The sequence below is a fragment of the Polaromonas sp. YR568 genome (assembly GCF_900116715.1).
Taxonomy (GTDB): Bacteria; Pseudomonadota; Gammaproteobacteria; order Burkholderiales; family Burkholderiaceae_C; genus Polaromonas.
The window spans coordinates 231,979-251,692 of the sequence record NZ_FPBM01000004.1 but is presented as its reverse complement, the minus strand read 5'-3'; the positions used below and the strand labels follow the sequence as shown (position 1 = coordinate 251,692).

The 19,714-nt window shown below is 64.7% G+C and carries 20 protein-coding genes; 7 read left to right on the top strand and 13 right to left on the bottom strand.

Annotation, left to right across the window (positions count from 1 at the left end; all coding sequences use genetic code 11):
* Positions 1 to 26: 26 nt before the first annotated feature.
* Both iolC and BM408_RS11175 read right to left on the bottom strand, forming a co-directional pair.
* Positions 27 to 1,970 carry a bifunctional 5-dehydro-2-deoxygluconokinase/5-dehydro-2-deoxyphosphogluconate aldolase gene (gene iolC, locus BM408_RS11180; RefSeq protein ID WP_092129936.1) on the bottom strand — a complete coding sequence of 648 codons (1,944 nt, stop codon included), beginning with the start codon at positions 1,968 to 1,970 and terminating at the stop codon, positions 27 to 29.
* Positions 1,967 to 2,866, bottom strand: coding sequence for a MurR/RpiR family transcriptional regulator (locus BM408_RS11175; protein WP_254774777.1), 900 nt, complete (start codon positions 2,864 to 2,866; stop codon positions 1,967 to 1,969). The genes iolC and BM408_RS11175 overlap by 4 nt, the downstream gene beginning before the upstream one ends.
* Before the next feature lie 183 nt (positions 2,867 to 3,049).
* Here BM408_RS11175 and BM408_RS11170 point away from each other — a divergent pair, with 183 nt between their 5' ends.
* The 4 genes from BM408_RS11170 to BM408_RS11155 are packed head-to-tail and all read left to right on the top strand — an operon-like array spanning position 3,050 to position 6,179.
* Positions 3,050 to 4,069, top strand: coding sequence for a branched-chain amino acid ABC transporter permease (locus BM408_RS11170; RefSeq protein WP_092129934.1), 1,020 nt, complete (start codon positions 3,050 to 3,052; stop codon positions 4,067 to 4,069).
* On the top strand, positions 4,066 to 4,809 hold the full coding sequence (locus tag BM408_RS11165; protein ID WP_092129933.1) for an ABC transporter ATP-binding protein: 744 nt from the start codon (positions 4,066 to 4,068) through the stop codon (positions 4,807 to 4,809). Before BM408_RS11170 ends, BM408_RS11165 begins: the two co-directional genes overlap by 4 nt.
* Positions 4,806 to 5,552, top strand: coding sequence for an ABC transporter ATP-binding protein (locus tag BM408_RS11160; protein ID WP_254774776.1), 747 nt, complete (start codon positions 4,806 to 4,808; stop codon positions 5,550 to 5,552). Before BM408_RS11165 ends, BM408_RS11160 begins: the two co-directional genes overlap by 4 nt.
* Positions 5,553 to 5,558: 6 nt before the next feature.
* Positions 5,559 to 6,179, top strand: coding sequence for an ATP-binding cassette domain-containing protein (locus tag BM408_RS11155; protein ID WP_092129932.1), 621 nt, complete (start codon positions 5,559 to 5,561; stop codon positions 6,177 to 6,179).
* A 26-nt stretch (positions 6,180 to 6,205) separates the two neighbouring features.
* Here BM408_RS11155 and BM408_RS11150 read toward each other — a convergent pair whose 3' ends face one another.
* The 9 genes from BM408_RS11150 to BM408_RS11110 all read right to left on the bottom strand — a co-directional run bounded on the left by BM408_RS11150 (position 6,206) and on the right by BM408_RS11110 (position 14,158).
* Complete coding sequence (locus BM408_RS11150) at positions 6,206 to 7,192, bottom strand: Bug family tripartite tricarboxylate transporter substrate binding protein (RefSeq protein ID WP_092129931.1); 987 nt, start codon at positions 7,190 to 7,192, stop codon at positions 6,206 to 6,208.
* Positions 7,193 to 7,267: 75 nt separating this feature from the next.
* Positions 7,268 to 8,335 (bottom strand): 4-hydroxy-2-oxovalerate aldolase, encoded by a 1,068-nt coding sequence (dmpG, locus tag BM408_RS11145; protein ID WP_092129930.1) that lies wholly within the window; start codon positions 8,333 to 8,335, stop codon positions 7,268 to 7,270.
* Between the two features lie 14 nt (positions 8,336 to 8,349).
* Complete coding sequence (locus BM408_RS11140; RefSeq protein WP_175541755.1) at positions 8,350 to 9,300, bottom strand: acetaldehyde dehydrogenase (acetylating); 951 nt, start codon at positions 9,298 to 9,300, stop codon at positions 8,350 to 8,352.
* A 33-nt stretch (positions 9,301 to 9,333) separates the two neighbouring features.
* Positions 9,334 to 9,513 (bottom strand): 4-oxalocrotonate tautomerase, encoded by a 180-nt coding sequence (locus BM408_RS11135; RefSeq protein ID WP_092129928.1) that lies wholly within the window; start codon positions 9,511 to 9,513, stop codon positions 9,334 to 9,336.
* Between the two features lie 3 nt (positions 9,514 to 9,516).
* Positions 9,517 to 10,284: a 2-keto-4-pentenoate hydratase gene (locus BM408_RS11130; protein WP_092129927.1), complete on the bottom strand. Its 768-nt coding sequence runs from the start codon at positions 10,282 to 10,284 to the stop codon at positions 9,517 to 9,519.
* On the bottom strand, positions 10,281 to 11,072 hold the full coding sequence (gene mhpD, locus BM408_RS11125; protein ID WP_092129926.1) for a 2-keto-4-pentenoate hydratase: 792 nt from the start codon (positions 11,070 to 11,072) through the stop codon (positions 10,281 to 10,283). The genes BM408_RS11130 and mhpD overlap by 4 nt, the downstream gene beginning before the upstream one ends.
* On the bottom strand, positions 11,069 to 12,553 hold the full coding sequence (locus BM408_RS11120; RefSeq protein WP_092129925.1) for a 2-hydroxymuconic semialdehyde dehydrogenase: 1,485 nt from the start codon (positions 12,551 to 12,553) through the stop codon (positions 11,069 to 11,071). The genes mhpD and BM408_RS11120 overlap by 4 nt, the downstream gene beginning before the upstream one ends.
* A 29-nt stretch (positions 12,554 to 12,582) precedes the next feature.
* On the bottom strand, positions 12,583 to 13,293 hold the full coding sequence (locus BM408_RS11115) for a class II aldolase/adducin family protein (RefSeq protein ID WP_092129924.1): 711 nt from the start codon (positions 13,291 to 13,293) through the stop codon (positions 12,583 to 12,585).
* 1 nt (position 13,294) lies between these two features.
* Positions 13,295 to 14,158 (bottom strand): VOC family protein, encoded by an 864-nt coding sequence (locus tag BM408_RS11110; protein ID WP_092129923.1) that lies wholly within the window; start codon positions 14,156 to 14,158, stop codon positions 13,295 to 13,297.
* A 152-nt stretch (positions 14,159 to 14,310) separates the two neighbouring features.
* On the opposite strand from BM408_RS11110, the gene BM408_RS11105 reads away from it, so the two are divergent.
* Positions 14,311 to 15,246, top strand: coding sequence for a LysR family transcriptional regulator (locus BM408_RS11105; RefSeq protein WP_092129922.1), 936 nt, complete (start codon positions 14,311 to 14,313; stop codon positions 15,244 to 15,246).
* A gap of 6 nt (positions 15,247 to 15,252) precedes the next feature.
* On the opposite strand, the gene BM408_RS11100 is transcribed toward BM408_RS11105, so the two are convergent.
* Together BM408_RS11100 and BM408_RS11095 are read right to left on the bottom strand one after the other, a co-directional pair.
* Positions 15,253 to 17,298, bottom strand: a complete 2,046-nt coding sequence (locus BM408_RS11100; protein ID WP_092129921.1) for an acetoacetate--CoA ligase — start codon at positions 17,296 to 17,298, stop codon at positions 15,253 to 15,255.
* Positions 17,299 to 17,353: 55 nt separating this feature from the next.
* Complete coding sequence (locus tag BM408_RS11095) at positions 17,354 to 18,199, bottom strand: NAD(P)H-binding protein (protein WP_092129920.1); 846 nt, start codon at positions 18,197 to 18,199, stop codon at positions 17,354 to 17,356.
* A 109-nt stretch (positions 18,200 to 18,308) separates the two neighbouring features.
* On the opposite strand from BM408_RS11095, the gene BM408_RS11090 reads away from it, so the two are divergent.
* Positions 18,309 to 19,247, top strand: coding sequence for a LysR family transcriptional regulator (locus tag BM408_RS11090; protein WP_092129919.1), 939 nt, complete (start codon positions 18,309 to 18,311; stop codon positions 19,245 to 19,247).
* Between the two features lie 9 nt (positions 19,248 to 19,256).
* Positions 19,257 to 19,700 carry a ribonuclease HI family protein gene (locus BM408_RS11085; protein ID WP_092129918.1) on the top strand — a complete coding sequence of 148 codons (444 nt, stop codon included), beginning with the start codon at positions 19,257 to 19,259 and terminating at the stop codon, positions 19,698 to 19,700.
* Positions 19,701 to 19,714: the final 14 nt, after the last annotated feature.

The window sequence follows — 19,714 nt, the reverse complement described above, 5'->3', positions numbered from 1 at the left end:
CGTTGTGATTTGTTTGGGGGCCTGGTTCAGTTCACGGCTTCGGCTGCGCCGGCTGAAACGCCGGCGCCCTTGCCCGTTTTGGCCTGGTCCCACAGCGTGATCAGCCGCGCATAGCGCTCGGCAATGTCCTTGACCACCGCCGCGTCGTCCATGGCGCCGGAGAACCAGCCGGTTGCGGCATCGGCAAAAATCGAACGCCCTACGGCAAAGCCGCGGCAGATGGCGTGCGGCGCCGCGATGCGAAAGCTCTGGTCGAGGTTTTCTTCGCTGGCCTCCAGGCCCAGCACCAGCACGCCGCGGCAATGCGGGTCATGCTGATGAACGACCGCCGCGATCTTTTCCCAGGCCGTCGCGCTGGCTGCGGGCGGCAGCTTCCACCAGTCGGGGAAGATGCCGGCCCGGTAAATTTGCTCGAGGGCCAAGGGCACGGTGTCGTCATCCGCCGGCATGTCTTTGGGCGGAATGACCTCGATCAGGAATTCATGAAAGCTGTCGACGCTGGCGCGCTGCAGGTCGGCCAGGCGGGCGAGCTGGTTTTCGCGCAGGGCCGGTTTGTCATGCGGGTGGTAATACACCAGGCATTTGGCGACATGCTCACCGGGCCAGGTCCGCATGGCGGCGCCCAGGCCGGCGCCGGCTTCAAACTGCAGCGGGCGCGAGCCCGGCAGCTCAACCGGCCTTGCGACCCACCAGCCTTTGCCGGTCACCGTTGGAAGCACCTCTTCGCCAAAGCGTCCATCGACAATCACGCCCACGCCGTCGCGCTGACCGGCGCCGCGCCGTGCGCCTTCAGCGATCAGGGATTTAAAAAGCGGGATGCGTTCGTTACCGGCGCCGTGGCGCGCCGCTACCTCTTCCAGTTGCATGCGGTGGTCGAATGCCAGAATGACCAGCTCTTCCCAGCGGCGCGTACGCGTGCTGACGCGGTGCAGGTGTTCGAGCTGTGCGTCTTCGCGCAGGCGCCGGGTGGTCGAGCCATGCACCAGGAAAAATTGCAACTCTTCCCAGCTCGCCATGGCCGGTGCGCAGCCATGGCGCGACACGACCAGCGCGCCGCAGGCGTTGGCATAGGCGCAGCAGCGTGTGAGCGGCTCGCCGGGGATCCAGCCGCGCAGAAAGCCCGACATGAAGGCATCGCCGGCGCCCAGCACGTTGTAGACATCGACCGGAAAGCCGGGGCCCTGCAAACCTTTTTCAAGCGAGTCGGGAATCGCGCCGTCGAACACCACACATCCCATGGGCCCACGTTTGACGACCAGGGTTGCAGCCGTCAACTCGCGCAGGCGGCGCAGGGCAGCGAGCGTGTCGGTGCTGCCGCCGGCGATATGAACTTCTTCTTCGGTGCCCACGATCAGGTCGCAATGGCCGACGATGGTCTGCAGGTGCGCACTGACTTCACCCGACGGTACAAAACGCTGCTCGCCCATACCCGGGCTGGTCAGGCCCCACAGCACGGGGCGGTAGTCAATGTCCAGCACCACGCGTGTACCCGCGGCTTTGGCCATCGTCATCGCCCGAACGCAGCTTTCATAAGTGAGCGGCTGCGACAGATGCGTGCCCGAAATCAGCAGCGCCTTGGCCGAGCCGATGAAGGCCGCATCGAAGTCCTGCGGGCTGATCGCCATGTCGGCGCAGTTGTCGCGGTAGAACACCAGCGGAAAAGTGTCGCGGTCCTGGATGCCAAGGAACACCAGTGCCGTCAGGCGCTTGGGGTCGGTGGCGACATGGCTCACATCCACACCTTCGGCTGCCAGGGTTTCGCGCACAAAACGGCCGTTGTGCTCGTCACCCACGCGGGTCAGCATGGCGGGCTTGAGACCCAGGCGCGCCACACCCACAGCGGTGTTGGCCGGCGAGCCGCCCAGGTATTTGGTGAAGCTCTGCATGTCTTCCAGGCGGCCACCGATTTGCTCACCGTATAAGTCCACGGCGGCGCGGCCCACGCAGATCAGGTCCAGAGGACGGCTCATGCGGCCCCCTTTCGCGCGGTTTTGGCAGGGGTCTTGCCTGCCGGCTTGCCCTTGGCTTTGGCCGGGCTTTGCTCGGCGAGCTGATGGCCGGTGCTGACCACCAGCGCCTGCGCCAGGCACAGCGGCGCGACCAGCGAGCGGAAAGGTTTGGAGGAGTCGTCGGCCAGCTCGAGGCACACCTTGGCGGAGGCCTTGAGCGGTGACAGCGGGCCGTCGGTGATGGCAATCACCGAAGCGCCCATTTTGGCGGCGATGGCGGCGGCCTCAATGACTTCGGGTGAGTAGCTGCGAAAGCTCGCGGCAATCAGCACGTCGCCGGGTTCGATGGAACGCAGGCTTTCGCGCAGCATGCCGCCCATGCCGTCGAGCAGGTGGGTGCGCAGTTCAAGCTGGCTCAATGCATACGCCAGGTAACCGGCTACCGGGAAAGCGCGGCGCTGGGCCAGTACATGAATGCGCGACGCCGAAGCCATGAGCTTGACGGCGGCCTTCAGGTCGGCCTGGGCAATGGTTTCTTCAAGGTGGCCGAGTTCGGCCACCGACTCACCGACCAGCTGGTGCAGGATGCCGGCCGGCGCGCGCTCGCCGTTGACCTGCTTGCGGCGCATCTGCTCAATACGCTCGCGGTAGCTGTCGGAGCGCTCCAGCAAATGGCCGCGAAACACCTGCTGCATTTCAGAGAAGCCGCCGTAGCCCAGCGCGTTGGCAAAGCGGATCATGGCCGAGGGTTGCACTTCAGTGGCCTCAGCCACCGTCGCCACCGTGCCCAGCGCCAGGTCGTTGGGTTGCTCAAGCGCGAAACGCGCGATGCGCTGCAGCTGCTTGGACATGTCCGGGTAAGTCCGGCCAATCAGCGCTTTCAATTCTTCGTAGGTTGTTGCAGAGTCCATAGTCATTGGTCGCCTCGGGAATGCGGCTGGGCCGCTTGGGCTTGCACAGCATCAAAATAGAATAAATGTTCTTGCATGTTTTAATAATAGAACGTATATTCTGTTTTGTCCAGCACTTATTTCAAGTTTTATTTCCAGCCCTGTCCAGCCCCCTTCCCTGTACCAACCACATCAAGAGACATATTTCCCATGCAACTCGCTTCCGGCCGCGCGCCGCTGATCCCCTTACCGATGCTCGTCACCCTATTGGTGCTGCTATCCACCCCGCTGTGGGTGGGCCGCGTCGGGCTCTACCAATACCTGGCCCTGGAAATCATGATCTGGGTGCTGTTCGCGATGGGCTACAACCTGCTGCTGGGCTTTACCGGCCTGCCCTCCTTCGGGCACGGCGCCTTCTTCGGCACGGGCGCCTACGCTTTCGGTTTGCTGCAGCTCAAGGTCTGGCCCAACCTGTGGTTTGACCTGGCCGGCGCGGTGCTGGTCACGGCGGCGCTGGGGGCACTGGTGGCGCTGTTTATCTCGCACCGGCGCGGTATCTATTACGCGCTGCTCACCATCGCCTTTGGCCAGGTGTTCTGGTTCATCGCCAACAAATGGCACACCGTCACCGGCGGTGAAGACGGGCTGCTGAACATCAAGCGCCTGCCGGCCGATTTCGGCTTCGTGTCTTTTAATCTCGCCGGCAACAACGCCCTCTTCTTCTTTTGCCTGGTGCTCTTCGCGCTGGTGCTGCTGGGCTTGTGGCGGCTGATCCATTCACCACTGGGCCGCATCTTCAGCGCCATCAAGCAAAACGAAACGCGCGCAGCCTTTGTGGGCTACAACGTCTGGCTGTACAAGTGGCTGGCCTTCACGCTGTCTACCGCCGTGGCGGGCCTGGCCGGTGCGCTGTTTGCGATGGCGCAGCAATCGGCCTACCCGAATGTCATGAGCCTGCACAACTCGGGCTTCGTCGTGATGATGGTGCTGATCGGCGGTGGCCTCGTGAGCTTCTGGGGCCCCATCATCGGCGCCACCTTCTTTATCCTGGCGCGCGACCTGCTGGGCGCCTACACCGAGACCTGGTTGCTCTGGTACGGCCTGGTGTTTATGGCCATGGTGCTGTTCAAGCCCGAAGGCATTGCCGGCGCGTGGCAAGCCTGGAAGGCCAGGCCAAAGCGCCCAGTGGCCGCCAAGCCCGCAGCCGCACCCGCAGGAGGTGCACTGTGAAGCTCTTCGAGGCCAGCGGCCTGTCCAAACGGTTCGGCGCCCAGGTGGTGCTGCAAGACATCACGCTCAGCTTCAAGGAAGGCGAGCTCAACGGCATCATGGGGCCCAATGGGGCGGGCAAAACCACCTGCTTCAATGTGCTGACGGGCCGCTACAAGCCCGACCGCGGTCGCGTGACCTTTGCGGGTGAAGACATCACCGGCCTGTCGCCGCGCGAGATCGCACGCAAGGGCGTGTCGCGCTCTTTCCAGATCATGAATCTCTTTGACAGCTATACCGCGCTGGACAACGTGCTGGTGGCCACGCCGCATGTGCGCCAGCAGGGCTTTAACCCCTGGCGCGACCTGGGCGCCGACAGCACGGCGCAGCAGCTGGCCGCAGCCGTGCTGGAGCGTGTGGGCCTCAAGGGCAAAGAGCATGTGCTGGCCAGCAGCCTTTCCTACGGTGAGCGCCGCGCGCTGGAGATCGGCGTGGCGCTGGCGGCCGAGCCGCGCATGCTCTTCCTCGACGAACCCACCGCCGGCCTGGGCGCCGAAGGCACGGCGCGCCTGATGGAGCTGGTGAAAGAACTCAAGCGCCAGCTCACCATTGTGATCATTGAACACGACATGAATTTCCTCTTCAAACTCGCCGACCAGATCTCCGTCATCCATTGGGGCCAGGTCATCACCCAGGGCACACCCGACCAGCTGCGCGAAAACGAATGGGTGCGCCGCTCCAACCTGGGAGCGCTGGCATGAGCGCAGTCCTGAAATCCGTCATCAAAACCGTGTCACCGCAGGCCGACATGCTGGCCGTGGACCGCATAGACACCTTCTACGGCGAAACGCAGGTGCTGTTCGACGTTTCGCTGAAAGTCGGCGCCGGCGAAGTCGTGGCGCTGCTGGGGCCCAACGGTGCGGGCAAGACCACGCTGCTGCGCTCCGTGCTCGGCCTCACGCCGCCGCGCAAGGGCAGCGTCGCCTTCGACGCACGCGACATCACACGCATGGCCACGCATGAGATCGCCAAGGCCGGCATGGGCTGGGTGCCGGATGACCGCCGCATTTTCCCGACGCTGACGGTGGCGCGCAACCTTGCCATTGCGCGCAAGGAAACACGTTTTCGCAAATGGAATGAGAAAGAGTGTTTTGAAATCTTCAGTGCACTCGAATACCTGATGCACCGTGAATGCGAAAACCTCTCGGGCGGCGAAATGCAGATGGTGGCGATCTCGCGCGCGCTGCTCGGCTCGCCCGGCCTGGTGCTCTTTGACGAGCCCAGCCAGGGCCTGGCGCCCAAGGTGGTGCAGGACGTGATGAAAACCATCAGCCGGCTCAAGGCCGAAGGCATTGCGGTGCTGGTGGTCGAGCAGAACGTGCAAAGCGCGCTGCAGGTGGCCGACCGTGCCTATGTGATGAACCAGGGCGTCATCGTCCACGAGGGCCCAGCGGCCGAATTGCGCAACGACGCCGCCCTGTGCCGGCAACTTTTGGGAGTTTGAGCCAGCATGAGCCATCCACTTTTACGTGTCGAAAACGTCGCCAAGCAATACCAGCGCGGCGTCTTCCACAAGACCACCACCTTTTCACTGAACGCCGATTTCGAAGTGCACAAGCCCTGTGTGGTCGGTGTCATGGGCCCCAACGGTTCAGGCAAAACCACGCTGTTTGAGCTGATCACCGGCAGCAACCTGCCCAGCGCAGGCCGCGTGCTGGTGAACGGCCAGGACATCCACCAGGTGCGCACGCGCGAGCGCGACCGGCTGGCGATCCACTACCACCAGTCCTACCAGGTGCGGTCTTTCCAGAAGACCAAACCTGACTTCATGCTGGCGCATGCGCAAAGCGATTCACCGCTGGTGCATTTGTTCGACGAGCCGCAGTTCAACACGCAGGACGGCTACATCGGCTTCATGCTGGATTTCTTTGCCAAGCTCAAGGCCAACGGCCGGCTGGTTTTTTTATGCCTGCACCCCAATGAGCCTTATCACGTCGACATCCTGCGGCAGTGCTGCGAGCGCTTTATCTTTGTGCAAAAAGGCGCTGTCAGCGAGGCGCCCGACTTCGACACCCTCGCGCAAGACGAAAAAGTGCGGACCTATCTGGGTGCGCTGGCCCCGGCGCGTTGACCGGGGGTTCGCTTAAGGGGGTTCGCTTAATCGTCCAGCTTCAGGTTCGCATCCTCAATCGTCTTCTTCCAGGTCTGCGTTTCCTGGCGGATCAGGTTGGCAAACTGGTCGGGGCCGAGGTTCATGTTTTCGTAGCCCAGGGTGCGGTAACGCTCCACAAGGTCCGGCGAGGCCATGGCTTCGGCCACATCGGCGCTGATCTTGTCGCGCACGGCCTTGGGTGTGCCGCGCGGTGCAAAGAGGCCCACCCAGGCATTGATCTCGTAGCCCTTGGTGCCGGGTGATTCGTTCGTTGTAGGCACGTTGGGGTAAAGCGGCGAGCGCTGCGCGCCGGCCAGCGCGATGAAGCGCACCCTGCCGCCCTTTTCCATGCCGCCCGCGCTGGCGACGCTGCCCAGGGCCCACTGCACTTCCTGTGTGGCGACCGCCGTGTAGAGCTGGCCCATGTCCTTGTAGGGCACATGCATCATCTGGATGCCTTTGAGCGACTGCAGCTTGAGGGCACCCAGGTGGCCGGGGCTGCCGACAAACCAGGAGCCGTAAGACACCGTGCCCGGTTTGGACTTAGCCTCCTTGATGATGTCGTCCAGCGTGCGGAAGGGGCTGTCTTTGCCGACCACCACAAAGAAGTCGGTCCGCAGGATGGGACGGATCGGCTCCAGGTCGCGCTGCGGGTCATAGGGCAATTTGCGAAAGGTGTGCGGATGCGTCGTCATGTGGTTGCTGTCCAGCGCCACCAGGTCATGGCCGCCCGGCATGGTCTGCTTGAACGCGCCCATGGCGATAAAACCATTGCCGCCGGGGCGGTTGTCGATCAACACGGGTTGCCCCCATTTTTTGCTGAGCTTCTCGGCAATGACACGCAGCGCAGCGTCCGGCCCGCTGCCGGCGGAGAACGGGGTGATGATTTTGACGGGCTTGCTCGGAAAGGTTTGCGCGCTGGCGAGCGGTGCAAACGTGGCGGCGAGGATGGCTGCGCCCAGCCAGGCGCTTGTCGTGATTCGGTTCAGCATGTTTGTCTCCTGCGAAAGTTCAGGTCGTGGTTTTTGTCGGGAAGCAAGGGGGAATGAAGCGGGTGATTGGCGGGGTCATCTCTGGGTGAGCCCTCCCGTCGATGCGGCGGCAAGCGGGGCAGTGCCCGCACCGGCCTTGAGCAGGTCCAGCGCCACGTCGACGATCATGTCCTCCTGCCCGCCCACCATGCGGCGGCGGCCCAGCTCGACCAGGATGTCGACGGCCTTGAGGCCGTACTTCGCGGCGGCGATTTCGGAGTGGCGCAAAAAGCTCGAATACACACCGGCATACCCCAGCGCAAGGGTTTCGCGGTCTACCCGCACAGGGCGGTCTTGCAGCGGCCGCACGATGTCGTCCGCGGCGTCCATCAGCCGGTAGAGGTCGCAGCCATGGTTCCAGCCCAGGCGCTCGGCAGCGGCGATGAACACCTCCAGCGGCGCATTGCCTGCGCCGGCGCCCATGCCCGCAAGGCTGGCGTCCACACGGTCGCAGCCTTCTTCGACCGCAACGATGGAGTTCGCCACGCCCAGGCTCAGGTTGTGGTGGGCGTGCATGCCGGTCAGCGTTTCGGGCTTGAGCACATCCTTCATCGCGCGGAACCGGTCGCGCACATCCTGCATGCCCAGCGCGCCGCCCGAGTCCACCACGTAGCAGCAGGTTGCGCCGTAGCTTTCCATCAGCTTGGCCTGCTCTGCCAGCACCTTGGGCGTCTGCATATGGCTCATCATCAAAAAGCCCACGGCCTCCATGCCCAGGTGGCGCGCGTATTCGATGTGCTGGCGCGAGATATCGGCCTCAGTGCAATGTGTGGCGATGCGCACAATGCTGGCACCCGCGCTGTGGGCGGCCTTCAGGTCGTGCACGGTGCCGATGCCGGGTATCAGCAAGGTGGCGATCTTTGCGTGCTGCACCACACTGGCCACCGCCTCGATCCACATCAGGTCGGTGTGCGCGCCGAAGCCGTAGTTGAAACTGGAGCCCTGCAGGCCGTCACCGTGGGCGACTTCAATGGAGTCCACCCTGGCGGCATCGAGCGCCGCCGCGATGCGCATCATGTCGGCCACGCTGTACTGGTGCCTCACCGCATGGCTGCCGTCACGCAGCGTCACGTCGGAGATATAGATTTTCTTGTTGGGGTTCATGAAGGTCTCCGGGGTCAGGCCAGCGCTGCTTGCGCCAGCATTTTTTCGGCCATGCGCTCGGCCGTCGCCAGCGCGGCGCTGGTCATGATGTCGAGGTTGCCGGCGTAGGCGGGCAGGTAATGCGCGGCGCCTTCGACTTCCAGAAAGATGGAAGTCTTCAGGCCGCTGACATGCCCCACGCCGGGAATGTTCAAGGGTGCGGCGGCGCCTATGCGTTCAAACTGCACCTTCTGCTTGAGGCTGTAGCCGGGCACGTACTGCTGCACCTCGGCCACCATGCGCTCCACCGATTGCGCCACCCGGTCTTCGTCCGCCATCTCGCTGAGGCAATAGACGGTGTCGCGCATGATGAGCGGCGGCTCGGCCGGGTTCAGCACGATGATGGCCTTGCCCTTCTTTGCGCCGCCCACTGCTTCGATGGCGCGCGAGGTGGTCTCGGTGAACTCGTCAATATTGGCGCGTGTGCCGGGGCCGGCGCTTTTGCTGGAAATGCTGGCAACGATCTCGCCGTACAGCACGGGCGCGATGCGCGACACCGCCGCCACCATCGGTATGGTGGCCTGGCCGCCGCAGGTCACCATGTTCACGTTGGGCGCATCCAGGTAGGCATGGCCGTTGACCACCGGCACACAGTAGGGGCCGATGGCGGCGGGCGTCAGGTCCACCATGCGGATGCCGGGCTTGAGGCCACGCAGGAAAGCATCGTTCACCACATGCGCCGCCGCGCTGGTTGCGTCGAACACGATGTCGACGTCGGCAAACACCGGCAGCCTGGCCAGGCCCTCCACGCCTTCGTGCGTGACGGCCACACCCATGCGCGCTGCGCGGGCCAGGCCGTCGGAGCCCGGGTCCACGCCGGCCATGGCGGCAATTTCGATATGCCTGCCGTGGCGCAGGATCTTGATCATCAAGTCGGTGCCGATATTGCCGGGGCCGATGATGGCGGCTTTGAGTTTTTCAGTCATGATGTTTCCTGTGCAATGTCCTGTGCAGTTTTTTTAGCCCTTGGGCACGCCGCCCACGCCCCAGTGCGCGGCCGGCACTTCCTGAACGATCACGCGCACGGCTTCGCGCGGTGCGTTCAGGCTGGCGACCGCCGCTTCCGTCAGCGTGCGTATGAGTTCGGCCTTGGCCTCCATGGGGCGGCCTTCGATCAAGGTGACCTGTATCAACGGCATGGCTTACTCCGTGGTGGTGAATGAGACGGCGCCAATGTGCTGCATCTCGCAGCGCACATGCACGCCGGGCGCCAGGGCTTCGGCGGCGGTGGCGCCACCGGCCATCACAATCGCGCCGGCTTGCAGCGGCTCGCCGGCAGCGGCGCAGATGCGTGCGGCCGCTACCAGCGAGCGCAACGGATGGCCGAGGATGCCGGCCGTGGAGCCGACCTGTTTGGGCTGGCCGTTCAGCGTCAGCACCAGGCCGAGGTTGCTGAAGTCCTGCGTCGGGTCTGCCCAGGGGCCGATCACAAAACCGGTAGAAGACGCGTTGTCCGCAATCACATCGGCCAGCGAGAACTTGAAGTCCGCATAACGGGAATCAATGATTTCCAATGCGGGCGCGATGGCTTCCACGGCCAGCAAGGCTTCAGCCAATGTGGCGTTGCCTGGCAAGGGCCGCGACAGCAGGAAGGCAATCTCGGGCTCGACCCGTGGATGCACATAACGCGACAGGAAAACCGGCGCGCCCTCTTCCACGGCCATGGCGTCGGTGAGCCGGCCCCAGATCATGTCGTGCACACCCATCTGCTGCATCTTGGCGCGGCTGGTAAAGCCCATCTTCATGCCGACGCGGCGCTCACCGCGCGACAGGCGCCGGGCGATCGATGCGGCCTGCACTTCATAAGCCTGTGCTTCGCTGAGCGTGTGTTCGTGCGAGAGCTGGGCAATGGCGGTGGCGGTGCGTGCGGCTTCGTCCACCCGCGCGGCGAGGTCAAGAATCAGGCTCATGCTTTGTCTCCAAATGCGGCGCGGACGGATCCGAGGCCGTTGATGCGGGCTTCCACCACGTCACCGGGCGACACCACGACCATGGGGCCGAGCGCGCCGGTCAGCACCACATCGCCGGCTTTCAGGCCACGGCCCAGCGAGGCCATCTTGTTGGCCAGCCACACGGCGGCGTTGTAAGGGTGGCCCAGGCAGGCGGCGCCCGCACCCAGCGAGACAGGCTCACCGCCGCGCTCCATCACCATGCCGGCCAGGCGCAGATCGAGCTGCTGCGGTTTGACGGGCGTGTTGCCGAGCACAAAGGCGCTGCTCGAGGCGTTGTCGGCGACCGTATCGACAAAACGGATGTCCCAGTTGGCGATGCGGCTGCCGACGATCTCCAGCGCCGGCAATGCAAAGGCGGTGGCGCGCAGCAATTGCGCGACCGTGATGCCGGGCTCGGGCAGGTCGTGCTCCATGACCAGCGCGACCTCGGCTTCGACCTTGGGCTGCATCAGCACCTTCCACGGAATCGGTTCGCCGTCGCAATAAGCCATGTCGGCAAACAGCATGCCGAAGTCGGGCTGGTCCACGCCGAGCTGTTTTTGCACGGCGCGCGCGGTCAGGCCGATCTTGCGGCCCACCAGCTTGCCACCGGCTTTGAGGCGGCGCTCGGTGTTGATGTCCTGCACGGCATAGGCTTCGTCAGCGCCGAAGTGTGCGAACTGCTCGCGCAGCGGGGTGATGGCCTGGCCGGTTTCGGCGGCCGACCACAGTTGCTCAGCCGCCGCGGCGATATCTTTGTTGTTCATGCAGGCGCTCCTTCCAGTTTGATGCAGACGTTGGACAGCTCGGTGTAGAACTCCAGCGAATGCACACCGCCCTCGCGGCCTATGCCCGACATGCCGGAGCCGCCGAAAGCCGTGCGCAGGTCGCGCAGGAACCAGGTGTTGACCCAGGCCACGCCGACCTTGAGTTTTGAGGCCACGCGGTGGGCGCGGTTGATGTCGCGGGTGTACACAGAAGCGGCCAGGCCGTAAGGCGTGTCGCCGGCCAGGCGCAGCGCTTCTTCTTCGGTGTCGAAGGGCATCACGTGGCAGCAGGGGCCAAAAATTTCTTCCTGCACCACACGAGCCGTTTGCGGCAGGCCGGTCCAGACGGTAGGTTCAATCCATGCACCGCCGCGCAGGGCCTCCGGCATGTCGGGCACGCCACCACCACACACCGCATGCGCGCCCTCCTCACGTGCCAGTGCGTAGTAACTCAAAACCTTCTGCTGATGCTCTCGCGAGATCAGCGGCCCCCAGTTGGCGGCGATATCGCCTGAGGCGCCGGGACGCAAGGCCTTGGCAGCGTCAGCCAGTTTTTGCACCACGGCGTCGAAGACCGGCCGCTCGACGTAAACACGCTCAGTGCCCAGGCACACCTGGCCGGTGTTTTCAAACACCGAACGCGCCAGCCCTGCAGCCACCACATCAAGATTGGCGTCGGCAAACACGATGGCCGGGTTCTTGCCGCCCAGCTCCATCGATACGGGCTTGATGCCATCGGCCGCGGCCTTGATGATGGCTGCGCCGGTGCGGGTTTCACCGGTGAAGGTGATGGCATCAACGCCCGGGTGAGTGGTGAGAAACTCGCCGGCCGAGCCGGGGCCGAATCCGTGCACCACGTTGTAGACGCCGGGTGGCACACCGACCTCGTTCATCACCTCGCCCAGCAAGGCGGCCGTTGCCGGTGTTTCTTCCGACGGCTTGACGATCACCGTATTACCGCAGGCGAGTGCCGGCGCCACCTTCCAGGTCATGAGCAAGAGCGGCAAATTCCAGGGGCACACCACCGCGATCACGCCCTTGGGCCGGCGCAGTGCGTAGTTCAGGCCGGGCTGGCCGTCGGGCGCGGTCATGGTGAAGCACTCGGTCGGCACGTTGCGCACCGCGTCGGCGAAGACGCGGAAGTTGGCGGCGCCACGCGGGATGTCGAGGTGCGAGGCGAGCTTGTAGGGCTTGCCCGTGTCGGCAATTTCCGCAGCCAGAAAATCTTTGGCGCGGCGGTCAATCGCGGCGGCGATGGCATACAGCATGTCGGCGCGCTGCGCGAGCGTGAGCTTGCCCCAGGGGCCGTCAAGCGCCGCACGCGCCGCTTTCACGGCTGCGTCCACATCGCTGCGGCCGGCTTCGCTCACCTGCGCGACACGATGCCCTGTGACCGGGTCGATGTCGTCAAACAGCTTGCCGCTGCCGGTGCGGTACTGGCCGTTGATGAAATTCAGAATAGTGGGCTTGGGGTCGGACATGGTTCTTCTCGGGTTCTTTTCTTCGTCAGTCAGTGATTCGTAGGAAGGCCCAGCTCGGCATCACCCGCCGTCAGGTGGTCCCACATGCGTTCGTAGATCAGGCCGGTGCTGGTCGCGCGCTCGGCGCAGGCCTGCCCGTCGAGCAGCACGGACTCACCCTCCAGGCCGGCGGCCAGCACATCCAGCTCCAGGCGCGCCGCGTCTTCCAGGTACCAGGTCAGCACCACGGCTTTAAGTAGCGAGTCCGCCGCCACCACCGCGCCGTTGCCGCGCATGACCAGCGCATTCAAGGCGCCGAGCTCCACCGCCAATGCGGCCGCAGCGGCGTCACTGCGCACCAGCTGCGGGTCGTCCCATAGCGCCACACCGGCGCCGAAGTAAGCGCCGAAGCCGTGTCGCGGGCGCGGCGTGCGGCGCGCGGTGCCCAGCGTCATCACGCTGCGCGGCATGCTGCGCACCACGGCCCGCACCTCGGGCCTGCGCTGGTAGATCTGCTGGTGAATGCGCACCTCGCCAAGCACGCCCTCCGGCAGGCTGCCGGACACCGGCACGACAACGCCGGCCTCACCGGGGGCAATCAGGCCCATGGGCTTGGCTGCGCACACCAGAAAGTGTTCGGCGTCCAGCCGCTCGCTGCAATGCCCGTAGGCATGCACCAGGCCGTGGCGCGACAAAGCCCGCGCGGCCAGGCGCACGCGGCGTTGCGCATCGGGCAGTTGAGAGAAATGCTGGGCCACCATGTCAGACCTTGAATTCAGGGATATCGGGTTTGGAGCCCCACATGCAGAAGGACGTGGTGTCCATGGGGAACTGGCGCGGCTGGTAGCCGGCCTCCTGCTCTGCCGTGATGTGGCGCACGCCGGTCGAATACTCATAGACCATGCCGTCCGGCCCCTCGAAGTAGAGGAAGCAGGCGCCCGAGGTCGGATGACGGCCTGGACCGAAGACGATGCGCACGCCGGCGGCCTGCAGGCGGTACCAGGCTTTCATCAGGTCGTTGATGGAGTCGACCTGGTGGTTGACGTGCTGCACCCCGGGCTTGCGCGAGGGGAAGAGCGCGATCTTGTGATGCACTTCGTCGATGCGCAGCAGCGGTGAAGGGCCGATGCGGTCGCTGACGCGCGCGCCGAGAACGCCCGTCCAGAACTGTTCGTCGCGCACCGGGTCGCTGGAGCACAGGCCGATGTGGCTGAAGCCGGTGATGCCGGTGTTGTGCGGCGGCCAGTAGTCGCGGCCGCTGTGGTGCGGCTGCACCACCAGGTCTATGCTGTTGCCGGTCGGGTCCTTGAAGTTGATGAAGGACTTGACGCGGCGCTGCTCGCATTCCGCCGCCGTGCCGGCGCGCACTTTCACGTCGCTGCGGTCCAGCAGCGTGGCGGCGGCCTCCAGCTCCGCCGCATCGCGCAGCTCAAAGCCCACGGTGTGGTCGGCCGGGTCGCCCTCGAAGTACACCAGTGTGTGGTCACGCCCATCGCTGCGAAAGTATTCGGCGCCGCCCTCCTGGCGGGCCGACTCCAGGCCAACCACCTGGCGCGCATAACGGCTGGCCGACGCGATGTCGCGTGTGCCCAGCCTGACGTAGCGGATATCCCAGAGGTTGATCATCGTGTCTCCTGTAGCGCACTCCTTTTTGGGTGTGCGTTGATGTGATGGACGCGACTATAGGCAGCCGTCAGGCATTTGAGAAATGAAAATATAGAATCTGTGATATCTGATTTGTTGATATCAGGAACCATGCAGACGCAAGGAGACGCACCATGCAGGCCCAAGGCAAACCGCTGACCCACCAGATTGACCTCAACCTGCTGGAGCTTTTTGACACCGTCTTTCGCACCAAGAACCTCACGGCCACCGGCGCGCGGCTGGGGCTGTCGCAGCCGGCGGTGAGTTACGGCCTGGCCAAGCTGCGCGAGTCGTATGGCGACGCGCTGTTTGTGCGCATGCAGCGCGGTGTGCAGCCCACGCCCTTTGCCGAGCAGCTGGCGCAGCCGGTGGCGGCAGCCCTGCACATCGTGCGCGGCACGGTGCAGAAAACCGCTTTTGTGCCCGCGCAGGCCACACGCACTTTTCGCATCGCGATGACGGATATCGGCGAGCGTTACTTCATGCCGCGCCTGTCGCAGTGGCTGGCGGTGCAAGCGCCGGGCATCACGGTGGAGACCTTGTCACCCAGCCTGGCCGAACTCTCCGAAGGCCTGGCCACCGGCGATGTGGATATGGCGGTGGGCTTCATCCCGGGCCTGGGCAAACAGGTGCACCAGCAGGTGCTGTTTCGCGAGCACTTTGTGTATTTGATGCGCCAGGGCCATCCAGCGCTGGCCGGCGCGCTCACCGTGGGGCAGCTGCGCCACCTGGGCCATGTGGTGGCCAGCCCGCCGGGAACACAGCATTTGGCGACGGTCGAAAAGGTGTTGGCCAGCCCGCGCGTGAAAGCGAAGATCTCGCTGCGTGTACGCAGTTTTTTGTGCGTGGGCCCCATCGTGGCCGAGACCGACCTGGTGTCACCCGTGCCGAACAACCTGGCGCGGCTGGTGGCCACGCACCTGGACTTGCGCCTGTGCCCGCCGCCCACCAAGTTTCCGGAATTTGATATCTCGATGTACTGGCACCAGCGCTACCACCAGGACCCGGCCCTGCTGTGGATGCGCGAGGCCATGGCGAGCCTCTTTGCGGCGGGCAAGAAGCGCGGCTGAAGCCGCTCAGCCCGCCAGGCGTTTTTGCGCGAAGGCTACGTACCAGTCCAGGCAAACCGGGTTGGCCATCGCGTCGCGGTTGACCACCTTTTCCAGCGGCTGGCCCAGCAGCAGTTTCTTGATCGGCAGCTCCTGCTTCTTGCCTGAGAGCGTGCGCGGGATTTCGGGCACGGCGAAGATCTCGTTGGGCACAAAGCGCGGCGACAGCGCCGTCTTGACTGCCAGGTTCAGGCGCGCCTTCATCGCATCGTCCAGCACATGGCCGGGCCGCAGCACCACGAAGAGCGGCATGTAACTTTCACGGCCCAGGTATTCAAGGTCCACCACCATCGAATCCAGCACCTCGGGCAAGGCTTCGATGGCGCTATAGAGCTCGCTGGTGCCCATTCGCAGGCCGTGGCGGTTGATGGTGGCGTCGCTGCGGCCGTAAATGATGCAGCTGCCCGAGGGCGTGACTTTGAGCCAGTCGCCATGCCGCCAGACGCCGGGGTAGGTGTCGAAGTAGCTGGCCAGGTAGCGCTGGTTGCCTTCGTCGCCGACGAAGTAAAGCGGCATGGAGGGCAGCGGTTGTATGCAGACCAGCTCGCCGACCTCATCGATGACGGATTCACCCTTGTCGTTCCAGGCTTCGACGGCGCAGCCGAGGATGCGGCATTGCATTTCGCCGGGGACGACGGGAAGTTCGCGGTTGCCGCCAATGAATGCGCCCGCGAAGTCGGTGCCGCCAGAGATGTTGCACCACCAGATATTGGGATTTCCAATCCTGGCGAACTGCGCAGTCCCCCAGCGCTGCGTGTCTTCGCTCAGCGGCGATCCAGTTGTGCCCAGAGTACGAAGCCGGCTCAAATCTCCGCACTGCGCAACGTCAACACCGGCCTTCATGCAAGTGGCAAAGAATGCAGCACCCGCACCAAAGAAAGTGGCACGCGCGTCGGCGACAAAGCGCCAGAGCGTGGTCCAGTCAGGCGCGTCCTTGCTGCTGCCCGCCGGGTTGCCGTCATAGATGCAGCAGGTCGTGCCGTTGAGCAGGCTGGCGGCCTGCACGTTCCACATGATCCAGCCGGTGGAGCTGTACCAATGAAAGCGCTCGGGATTTGCCGGGTCGGCGTAGCTGGGCGCCAGGTCGTTGTGCAGGCGCAGCAGGGCCAGCCCCACCAGCGCCACACCGCCATGGCCGTGCACGATGGGTTTGGGCAGGCCGGTGGTGCCGCTGGAATAGACGATCCACAGGGGATGGTCAAACGGCAGCCAGAGCGGCTCAAACGCCGCGGTTTGCGCATCATTTCGGGCAGTCGCCGAGGCGTAATCTGCGCTTTCAGCGATTGAATTGGCAGCGGGCAGTATGTTGTGAATGATCACATGCGTGATGCTGGGCAGCGCCGCCACCAGCTCGGTCACCGCATCCCGGCGGTTGATGTCCTTGCCGCCGTAGCGCACGCCGTTGCAGGCGATCAGCACCTTGGGCTTGATCTGCGCAAACCGGTCCAGCACGGCGGGCGTGCCCATGTCGGGTGCGCACACGCTCCAGACGGCGCCAATGCTGGCCACCGCCAGAAAGGCCACCATGGTCTCCGGCGTGTTGGGCAGGTAGGCGGCCACGCGGTCACCGGGCTGCACACCTTGCGCCTTCAGGTGCAGGGCCAGTGAGGCCGACTGGCGGCGCATCTCGGCCCAGCCCAACTCGCGCGGCGCTTCACCACTCGCCAGGCTGGCCTCGCCGTGGCTGACAAGTGCGGGCACGCCGGCCGCTTCGGCCGCAGCGACATGGCGAAACACCTGCTGCGCGTAGTTGCCTTGCGCGCCCGGAAACCATTCGGCCCCCGGCATGCTGCGCCGGCCCAGCACGGCGCTGTGGGCCGTAGGCGACTGCATTTCAAAGTAGTCCCAGATGCTTTGCCAAAAAGCATTGAGGTCGGTAACCGACCAGCGCCACAGCGCGTCGTAGTTATCGAATGAGAGGCCGCGTGTGGCCTGGAGCCAGTCCTGGTAGTGGCGGATTTGCGGTACAGGCAAAGGCAGCGGCATCGAAGGCCGGGCGGGTGCAAGCGTCATACAACAAGCTTACCCCGCACGGCCTTTGGGTGCGTCGGGGATTCCCCTGCGCCGGCTATAGCAGCGACCGCAGAACGGTCTCCAGTTCTACGCCTCCCTTGCGCGGCGTGTGCTCGAACGAAATCCAGCCTTCGTTAAAGCCGTCCAGCATGCGCATGCGCGGCTCCGGGTTCTTCATGCCCTGCGCGTTGAAGCGAGCCTGCCAGGTTTCGCGCGGCACGGCTTCCGCGCGCACACCGGTGCGCAGCAGGCGGGCCAGGCAAGCGGCAATGTCGTTCGGTGAGTAGTGCCCCGGCCCCTCAAGCTCGACAATGCGGCAGCCCGTCCACACCTCCTGCAGCAGCCCGGCGGCGGTGCGGCCCACATCGATAGTGGCAACCATGGGAATCGCGCGGTCCAGCGGCTGCAAAAAACTGGGGATAACGCCGCTCTCACGCGCGGGGGCGATGTCCCACACGGCGTTTTCCATAAACCAGGCCGCCCGCAAAAACGTGACCGGCATTGGCAGGTTGCCCAGGCTTTGCTCGAGCAAGCCCAGCTGGCTGAGCAGATTCGGCTGCTGCGCCTGCGCGCCCACCGTCGAAAGGCACACCACACGCTGTGGCCGCGCGGCTTGTAGGGCGCTGTGCAGCGCCGCAATGAGGCGGCGCGCTTCGGTGGAGCCGGGCGAGGGATCAAATTGCGGTGGCAGCAGCACAAACACCGCCTCGGCGCCCATAAAGGCTTGCGTGAGCGACTGCGCATCGTTCATGTCCGCCAGCGCGACTTCGCAGCCCCGGCTGGCCCACGCCTGGCCCTTGGCCGGGTCGCGCACGACGGCCCGCACGGCTTTGCCTGCCTCCAGCAAGGCCTGCGCAACGACGCCGCCCACCTTGCCGCTAATTCCTGTGATCGCATACATATTCGCTCCTGGTTGCTGCGGCAAACGCCGCGAAGCAACGAATTCTGGGCGCCGCGCACTCATTTGGCGATAACATGAATGGCATTTGATTCATGACACTTAGGCATGTATGACCGGATTTGATGAACGGATGCTCAACGGCATGGGCGTATTTGCGGCCATCGTCGACGCCGGCACCTTTGCAGCCGCCGGCGAGCAGCTGGAGATGTCGCAGCCCGGCGTGAGCCGTGCCGTGGCGCGCCTTGAAGCGCGGCTGGGCATACGCCTTTTTGACCGCACCACGCGCGCCATCTCGCTCACCGACGAAGGCCGCCGTTTTTACGAGCAGGTGATGCCGCTGATGGCGGGGCTGGAGGAAGCCGCGGCCACCGCAGCCGGCGGCGCGACGGCGGTGCGCGGGCGGCTGCGCGTCAACGTCGACCCCTTCTTCTCGCGGCTGGTTTTGGGGCCGCGGCTCGGCTCTTTCATGTCACGCTACCCGGAGCTGCAGCTGGACCTCGTAACCCGCGACCAGCTCGGCGATATGGTGGCCGACGGCTTTGACCTGGCGGTGCGCTTTGGCAACCCGGCCTCCTCCAGCCTGGTCTACCGCCGCCTGCTGGATTCACGCATGGCGACCGTCGCCAGCCCCGCTTACCTCAAGAAGTACGGCCGGCCGCTGACGCCGCAAGAACTGGACCGTGGCGGCGCGCATGTCTGCATCGACTTTCGCAACCCCGAGACGGGCAAGCCCTTTAGCTGGGAGTTTCACCGCAAGCGAAAGAAGATCGAGATCTGGCCGGGCGGACGGCTGACCGTCAATGACGCGGGCACGCTGCTCAGCGCCTGCCTTGCGGGCTACGGCATCGCGCAGATCATGACGCTGGGTTCGGAAGCCTTGCTGGCCAGCGGCAAACTCGTGGAGCTCTTTCCCGACTGGCCCGATGAGCACTTTCCGCTTTATGCCTTGCACCCGTCGCGCCACCATCCACCCGCCAAGACCCGGGCCTTCCTGGACTTTGTGGTGTCGCTGGTGCAAGAGCCGAAAGAGGCGCGGGATGTCGCGTAAAGGCGCCCGGTGAGCACCGAAGCCTGGACGATTTACTGCGACGGTAGCGCAGTGCCCAACCCCGGCCTCATGGGGCTGGGCGCTGTCATCATCGCGCCGGATGGCAGACGGCATCCGCTCTCCATCACCGCGGAAGGCCGGGGCTGCAACAACGAAGCTGAGTTGCGCGCGCTGATGACGGCCATGCAATACGCCGGGCAGCACGGTGCCACTGAGCTACTCATTCATTGCGACAACAGTGTGGTGGTTCAACAGCTGCTGGGCACCGCCACGGAGCCCTTTCTGCGCTTGACCCCGTTGTTTGACGAGGTGCGCACCGTGCTGCAGTCCTTCACATCCGCACGGCTGGTGTGGATACCGCGCCATCGCAACCGGGAAGCCGATGCCTTGGCCAGGGCGGCCGTGGGGCTGATGCCCAAAAGCACAGCGGCGCCCGCCAGGCGCCGCCGTTAACAGGATGACCCGGG